This window comes from Asaia sp. SF2.1, from assembly GCF_000505765.1.
In the GTDB taxonomy this organism is placed as follows: Bacteria; Pseudomonadota; Alphaproteobacteria; order Acetobacterales; family Acetobacteraceae; genus Asaia; species Asaia bogorensis.
The window spans coordinates 129217-136710 of record NZ_AYXS01000048.1 but is presented as its reverse complement, the minus strand read 5'-3'; the positions used below and the strand labels follow the sequence as shown (position 1 = coordinate 136710).

At 60.7% G+C, this 7494-nt stretch carries 8 protein-coding genes; 4 read left to right on the top strand and 4 right to left on the bottom strand.

Features of this window, described 5'->3' with window-relative positions; genetic code table 11:
• A partial coding sequence (locus P792_RS39250) for an HAD family phosphatase (RefSeq protein WP_035440619.1) occupies positions 1-321 on the top strand: 321 nt, incomplete at its 5' end.
• 61 nt (positions 322-382) lie between these two features.
• On the opposite strand, the gene P792_RS33445 is transcribed toward P792_RS39250, so the two are convergent.
• The 3 genes from P792_RS33445 to P792_RS33440 all read right to left on the bottom strand — a co-directional run bounded on the left by P792_RS33445 (position 383) and on the right by P792_RS33440 (position 2246).
• Entirely contained in the window at positions 383-571 is a 189-nt protein-coding gene (locus P792_RS33445) for a helix-turn-helix transcriptional regulator (RefSeq protein WP_023979703.1), read from the bottom strand.
• Positions 568-948, bottom strand: coding sequence for a hypothetical protein (locus P792_RS0120025; RefSeq protein WP_031241454.1), 381 nt, complete (start codon positions 946-948; stop codon positions 568-570). The genes P792_RS33445 and P792_RS0120025 overlap by 4 nt, the downstream gene beginning before the upstream one ends.
• Before the next feature lie 146 nt (positions 949-1094).
• Positions 1095-2246, bottom strand: a complete 1152-nt coding sequence (locus tag P792_RS33440; protein ID WP_023979701.1) for an alpha/beta fold hydrolase — start codon at positions 2244-2246, stop codon at positions 1095-1097.
• 688 nt (positions 2247-2934) lie between these two features.
• Between P792_RS33440 and P792_RS33435 the strand changes: the two genes are divergently transcribed.
• From P792_RS33435 to P792_RS33425, 3 genes are all read left to right on the top strand, one after another.
• A complete protein-coding gene (locus tag P792_RS33435) occupies positions 2935-4431 on the top strand; it encodes a CoA-acylating methylmalonate-semialdehyde dehydrogenase (protein WP_023979700.1) in 1497 nt (498 codons plus the stop codon).
• Between the two features lie 177 nt (positions 4432-4608).
• Complete coding sequence (locus P792_RS33430) at positions 4609-4872, top strand: DUF3297 family protein (RefSeq protein ID WP_023979699.1); 264 nt, start codon at positions 4609-4611, stop codon at positions 4870-4872.
• A gap of 4 nt (positions 4873-4876) precedes the next feature.
• Positions 4877-5821 (top strand): nucleoside hydrolase, encoded by a 945-nt coding sequence (locus P792_RS33425; protein WP_023979698.1) that lies wholly within the window; start codon positions 4877-4879, stop codon positions 5819-5821.
• 101 nt (positions 5822-5922) lie between these two features.
• On the opposite strand, the gene P792_RS33420 is transcribed toward P792_RS33425, so the two are convergent.
• On the bottom strand, positions 5923-7494 hold a 1572-nt coding region (locus P792_RS33420), incomplete at its 5' end, for a TonB-dependent siderophore receptor (protein WP_035440616.1).

Here is a 7494-nt window from a genome sequence, read left to right as displayed (position 1 = left end):
GGCTTTGACGAGCATTACGGCAATGAATTCGACATCGTGGATGACGTGTTTACAGGCAAGCTCGCTGCCCCCGTGCTGGGGCCGAACAGCAAGGAAGAGCATCTGAGCCGCCTCCTTGAAGAGCGCGGCGTGAAGGCTTCGGCAGCCCTGACGACAGGCGATGGCACCAACGACCTGCCCATGCTCGCCGTCGCCGGTCTGGGCATTGCCTATAAGGGCAAGCCAAAAGTGCGCCAGATGATCGACATGCAGGTCAATCACTCGACCCTGCGTGCCCATCTGTTCGCTCAGGGTTATCCGGCAAGCGTTTTCGTGGAGTAAGGGTTCACGGGGCGCTGCCCCATCCCCCGGAAAGGGGCTCGCCCCTTTCATCCCGTTCTGCCTACGGGGTAAAAATGGCTTCGATGCTCAGATCGAAGATTTTCGCAATGGCGAACGCCAGAGGCAGGCTCGGGTCGTAACGCTCGTTCTCAATCGCATTGATGGTCTGCCGCGAGACGCCCAACGCCTCGGCCAGCGCATTCTGGCTGAGGCCCTGAGCCAGACGCAGATCGCGCATGCGGTTTTTCACCGGTATCTCCGGCAAGCAACGACCATGCCTGCGAGCCACAGAAGCGCCATAAGCGGCCAGATGGCGAAGGCGCGAATATGAGGGGCACCAGCGTTTTCAGCGAAGCCCCATCCTATGGTGATGAGGGCCGTGCCAAGAAAAGCCGTCGCTATGGCGTCGAACTGAACGCGACGCTGAAGTTCATCCATGCGCCGCAGTGCTCGCATGATAACCCATGCCACGGCCACGGCTCCAAGCGTGGGCGCCATGCTCAAAGCGAAAAGAAGCGTCCCTGTGGGGCGAAGCAGATGCTCCAGCGCACCTGACGTGAGGAGCAGGAAAAGATACAGCAACAATGCCGCGCCAAGCTCGATCCCGTACTGTCTGGGCCTGAACATACGTTTCTCCATGTAAAGCATACTTTCCATATTCCTCATTTTGGGGTGGAAAGCAAGCTTTACACGAACAACCTGTCATAAAATCCGGACTCCGATGGATACCTGCTCTTTGGGTAAATCAAGACGGCGCCTCGGAAACCCCTGTCTCACTGACAATCGGATGAAATCGCATCGCCTTGCAGGCTGCGATCGGCGAAAGCCTGTGCTTCACTCTCGGCCGCGTTCAGGAGCGGTGAATGTTCCACACGATAGTGGTGCACACTCACAACCGTTCCGGCAGAGCATAGCGCCTGCTTCAGCTTCTCCTGCTGGGCGGGGGGCACCTGCGTGTCACTGGTGGCAATCCCGAGCATGACGGGTGAAGGCAGCTTGAGCGAAGGATAACGCGCCCATTGCAGTGCCGGAGCCAGCGCGTTTTCGGCATCTGGCTGGAAAGTGTTGTCAGGCGTCAGGCCCGCATGTTCGACAGCCCCAAAGAAATCGCCACGGCAGAGTTCGCTGGCCTTGCGGTACAGCGGCAGGGCACGGGGCTTGAAGGCGCTGGATGGGTCGAAAGAGGGATCCGCAGCCCCAAGCGACGCCCCAAGCAGCAGGCCATAAACCACGCCCGGGGCAAAGCGACGGGCCCCATGAGCCTGGGTCAGGATATGGCCTGAATCGCCATCGAAATACGGTGCGCCAAGCGCGATCGTACCCTTGATCTGCAGGCTCGGTGCATAGGATTTTGCCAGCGCCGAGGCTGCAAGCACAGCCTGCGCACCCTGATCATGCCCCAGCAAGACGACATGGCCGCTCAGCGCAGAGAAGCGGCGACGCGCTGCACGAACCGAGTCCAGCACAGCCATGCCTTCTGATTTGGCATTCAGGTAAAGCGCTGCCCCTGGCTCGCCCAGACCCGGATAATCGGTAGCGACAACGGCATAGCCCCGACGCAGCCAGCTTCCGTAAAAGCTTGCCTGCGGGCCGCCAATCCCCATGATGGAAGGCGCACAGGTAAGGCCGATCCCGCTTGTGCCGTGAGCCCAGGCCACGACAGGCCAGCCACCTGCGGGCGGTGTGCCGCGCGGGACCATGACCTCAGCCGAAACCGCCACCAGATGCGTCGGGTTATGCGCATCGGTGCTGCGATAGGCCATGCGATAAGCCGTGCCGGGAATGGGCGCATTTTTCTGTTCGAGCTTGATGGCCTGCCCGGCAGCGACGGGGGCATAGCGCGATTCGGCATCCTCATCGGCATCCATCGCGCAGGCGGTCAGGGTCAGGGCGGAAACAGCCATCATGGCAAGGACAGAACGCATCAGACCTCTTCGATCTAGGGGTAACGAGGGATGGAAAGTCTCAGGAGTGTCGCGCGGGGGCAAGCCCCGACAGCCCAGCGAGCCAAAAACACCCCGCATGCGATGGGGGCCATTTGGGGCCGGGTCAGGGAACCGCATACGGCAAACGCAGCGCTCACAGGCCGGTTCGGCTCCCCGGGACGTTCCCATGATGGGGAATCAGGGCGACTTCATGGTCGCTCCTGCTGGTTCGATGTAACCAGAGGCAGAAGATGCCCGGTGGACGGGCGGAGATTTGACAGGACCGACCCGGGCGCGGTCCGGCCGCAGATGTTCTGAAAGAGAGCCGCCAAGCTGATCCGAGCCCACGTCGCTTTCTGACCATTGCGGCGCAGTGTCATCCCGCAGACCGCCGAGACGGGCGAAACAGCAGCAAGCCCATCTATCGGAGCGGCAGAGGGCTCCTTACCGCCGCAATGCCCCTGCCATGCCTCTGGCTGCCACTCACCGGAACGTGACCCTGATCATCAGGAAATAGAATTATTTTTCTTTTCCAACGACAAAAGAGAATATTAATTTCGATACAGGTCAGGAAAGCGGCCTCACGCGGGAGTTGAAATTCGCGTGGCTGGGCCGATGCTATAAGGCGGATGAGGGGAGCGGGTCCATAAGGGCGCGTCACAAGGCCGCAAGGAAGAGGAAGACGTTCATGAGCAGTCTGATTCAGCATTACATCAACGGGTCCCGTACCGAGGGTCACGGCGCCCAGCGCGGAGAGGTCTTCAACCCTGCCACAGGCAAGGTGACGGCGCAGCTCGCTCTGGGTGACACGCGCGACGTCGATGATGCCGTTGCTGCCGCCAGGGCCGCCTTTCCCGCATGGTCACAAACCACCCCTCTGGCCCGTGCCCGTGTGCTGTTCCGCTTTCGTGATCTGATCGAGAAGCACGCGCGCGATCTGGCGGCGGTCATCACCTCGGAGCATGGCAAGGTCCTGTCAGACGCGCTGGGCGAAGTGACGCGCGGCATGGAAGTGGTGGAATTCGCAACCGGCGCCCCTGAACTGCTCAAGGGTGAATTTACCGAACAGGTGGGACGCGGCATCGATGCCTGGTCGATGCGCCAGCCACTCGGGGTTGTGGCAGGAATCACGCCCTTCAACTTTCCGGTCATGGTGCCGCTCTGGATGGCACCGATGGCGCTCGCCTGCGGTAACTGCTTCATTCTCAAACCTTCCGAGCGCGACCCTTCCGCGTCGCTCGTTCTGGCCGATCTGCTGAAAGAGGCCGGTCTGCCTGATGGCGTGTTCCAGGTGGTGCATGGTGACAAGACCGTCGTGGATGCCCTGCTCAAGCACCCGGATGTGCAGGCGATCAGCTTTGTGGGCTCCACCCCCATCGCCCGCTACATCCACGAGACCGGTGTAGCCCACGGAAAGCGCGTTCAGGCTCTGGGCGGTGCCAAGAACCATGCCGTCATCATGCCTGATTGCGACCTCGACAAGACCGTCGATGCCCTGATGGGCGCGGCCTATGGCTCGGCAGGCGAACGCTGCATGGCCATTTCCGTGGCCGTGGCTGTTGGCCCTGTGGCCGATGCGCTGGTCGACAAGCTGATCCCCAAGGTCAAGGCGCTGAAAATCGGCAATGGCACGGATGACGCGACCGAAATGGGCCCGCTGGTCACCAGAGTCCATCGCGACAAGGTAGCTTCCTACGTCACGCTCGGGGCTGAGGAAGGTGCCAAGCTGCTGGTCGATGGCCGCGATTTCAAATCGACGCAGAACCCGGAAGGCTTCTTCCTTGGCGGGTCGCTGTTCGATCATGTGACACCGGAGATGCGCCTCTATCGCGAGGAGATCTTTGGCCCCGTTCTGGCTGTCGTGCGCGTGCCCGATTTCGAGACCGCGCTGAAGCTGGTCAACGACCATGAATTCGGCAATGGCACCGCCATCTTCACCCGTGATGGCGATAGCGCCCGTGCCTTCACCCATCGCGTGCAGGCTGGCATGGTCGGCGTGAACGTACCCATCCCTGTACCCATGGCGTTCCATTCCTTCGGCGGCTGGAAGGCTTCGCTGTTTGGCGATCACCACATGCATGGCGCCGAGGGTGTGCGCTTCTTCACCAAGTACAAGGCTGTCACCTCGCGCTGGCCGACAGGCATTCGTCAGGGTGCAGATTTCGTCATGCCCACGCTTGGCTGAGCCGAACGCCTGAAAACAGCCTGAGGCAACAACCCCTCAGGCCCTAAAACAGCCGCAAACGGGCGCGAGGGTGCACACCCCCGCGCCCGTTTTGCGTTCCGGCGCTTTGCGCGAGCCGGAACTCGGGCTATGTCCCATGACAAGAACTGGAACACGCGCCAAACCGGAGGAATTCCCATGAGCGACACCATGCCAGACCGTCTGAGCGCCACACCGGGCAGCCCGTTTTATGACGAGGCCCTGCTCGAAAAGGGGATCGGTATCCGCTTCAATGGCGAAGAACGTACCAATGTGCAGGAATACTGCATCAGCGAAGGCTGGGTGCGTCTGGCTGTCGGCAAGACGCTCGACCGCAAGGGCAACCCGATGACCATCAAGGTTTCCGGCACGGTGGAAGCCTGGATCAAGGGCCCCGAAGCCGAGGAAGCCGGCAAGGAGTAAACCCATGACGCCCACACGGATCATCATCGATACCGACCCCGGACAGGACGACGCCGTTGCCATACTTCTGGCGCTGGCCTCGCCCGAGGACATTACGGTCGAGGCGATTCTGACAGTGGGCGGCAATAGCGGCATTGCCAACACCACACGCAATGCCGCCGCCATTCTCGAACTGGCTGGCCGCGCCGATATTCCGCTGCATAGCGGATACGACCTGCCCATGAAGCGCCCTCCCGTCCGGGCCGATCATGTGCACGGCGAGAGCGGGCTTGATGGGGCAGACCTGCCTGCACCGACAAAACAAGCTGACTCACCCCATGCGGTGGATTTCCTGATCGAAACGCTGCGCCGCGAGCCGGAAGGCAGCCTGACCATCGTGACACTGGGCCCGATGACCAATCTGGCGACAGCGTTGCAGAAGGCTCCCGATATCGCACCGCGCATCAACCGCGTCGTGTCCATGCTGGGCGCCTGTTTTGAAGGGGGGAACATCACCCCCAATGCCGAATTCAATGCCTATGTCGACCCGGAAGCCGCAGCCATTGTTCTGGGCTCTGGTGTGCCGGTGGTCATGCTCCCGCTCGATATTACCCATCAGGTGCTGACAACCCCTTCACGACTTGGGCGCATCCGCGCCATCGGCAATGAGGCCGGGCGCTGTGTGGGCGGTATGCTCGGCTTTTCAGAGCGCTTCGATCTCGAAAAATATGGCTGGCCCGGCGCGCCGTTGCATGACCCCTGCACGATCATGTGGCTGCTGCGCCCCGATCTGTTTCAGGGCCGCCTCGTCAATGTCGAGGTCGAGACACAAAGTGCGCTCTCATCCGGTCAGACTGTTGTCGATTACTGGAGCGTGACGGGACGCCCTGCCAATGCGCTGTATATGCGGGATGTGGATTCAGATGGATTCTATCAGGTGCTGACGGAGCGCCTGTCGCGTCTCCCCTGAACGGACGACACCCCAACAATCAGAAAACCCCGGAGCGCTCCTGCGCTCCGGGGTTTTTCATGTGAACAACCGGGCCGTCCGACGGCCCGATATTGCGCTTTTCACCAGGCGAAACCGATTGTGCCCTGCGCGTTGCGGCGCTCGCCGTAATAGCAGAACTCCTGCCCGTAAGACGCGTAGGCCAGACAATTGGTCACGTAGTTCTTGTCGAACAGATTGCGCACGCTGGCACCGACTGTCCAACCCTTGAGCGATTTCGAGACGTTCGCCAGATCGTAGCGCAGCGAGGCATCGAACAGCGCATATTGCGGCACCTTCACGCTGCCATAGCTGGCTTCGCCGCCATAGGCCGAAGCCGAGTAGCGCATGCCGGCCCCGAGGCCGAGCGATTTGAAGCGCCCCTTGGGGATGGTGTAGAAACCGAAGAGCGATGCATTGCCGCGCCCGGACTGGATGAGCGGCTTTCCGGTCGAGTCATCCTTCACGCGCTGTACGCTGACAGCCGCGTCGACGGTCCAGTTATGCCAGTTATCGATATGAGCCTCGAATTCGAAGCCATCGGAATGCACAAGGCCGTTCTGTACGCTGTAAACCGTTCCGGGCACAGAGACGAGCACATTGGTCTGCTCGATGTGAAAGCCTGCCGCGGTCAGCAGGATAGGCGTTCCGGGCAACTGGTATTTCAGACCGCCCTCAAGCTGCTTGCCGATCGAGGGGCTTGCTTGGCTTTGCGTCTTGCCCCCGTCATTGGAAACGACACCTGTCTGGGGCTGGAAGGATGTTGCGTAGCTGATATAGGGCGCGAGGCCGAACTTGAAGTGATAGAGCCCGGCTGCACGCCAGGTGATCTGGCTGGGACTCTGCTTCGTATTCGAGTCCGACAGATACTCGATCTGGCGTGAGCGGAACCAGTCATTGCGGATGCTGCCCGTCAGCACCAGACCGCCCCAATGAATCTCATCCTGACCGTAAACGCCGATCTGGTGTGAGTTCACCTTGTAGCGCGCATAGGTTTCAAGTGGGTTGATGCCCATATCGTAATTCGGGGCGAAAACATTCAGATCCGGGGCCGCACTCTGCCCCGCCGTTTCATTGGCCCATTGTTGCTGATAGTCGAACCCCGCCATGATCATGTGCGTGAGCGGCCCCGTGCGCAGCTTACCATGCACATTGCTGTCAAATGCCAGATTGCGCGTGTGCTCGGTGGTGCCAAACCCATAGCGCGGCAGCATGCTGTCGCTGTCCCAGTATCCCGCATTATAGACGCTGCGATATTGCGTCTTGATGTCGTCATAGCGGCCGCGTGTCGAGAAATTCCAGTCGCTGTCAAACCGGTGATTATAGATATAGGTGATGCCGCCATGCTTGCGGTTGAATTTCTCGAAGCGGGCATCGCCGTCATAGAAATTGCGCGGCAGATAGCCGCCAAAAGGCGCGGGCTTGAGCGAGCCTTGCAGCGGTACACCGCCATAGGTGCCGGCCTCGGGATCGTACTGGTAGTTGCCCAGCAGGGTGAAGGTGTCCGGGCCGTTACCGCCAAAGGTGACCGAAGGGCTGATTGAGAAGCGGCGACTGCCGGTGCGCGACAGCTGGGTGTGCTGACCATTGACCGTGCCGTACAGACGGTAACGGATGGACCCATCTTTGGTGGCAAAACCGCCCATATCGGCGTC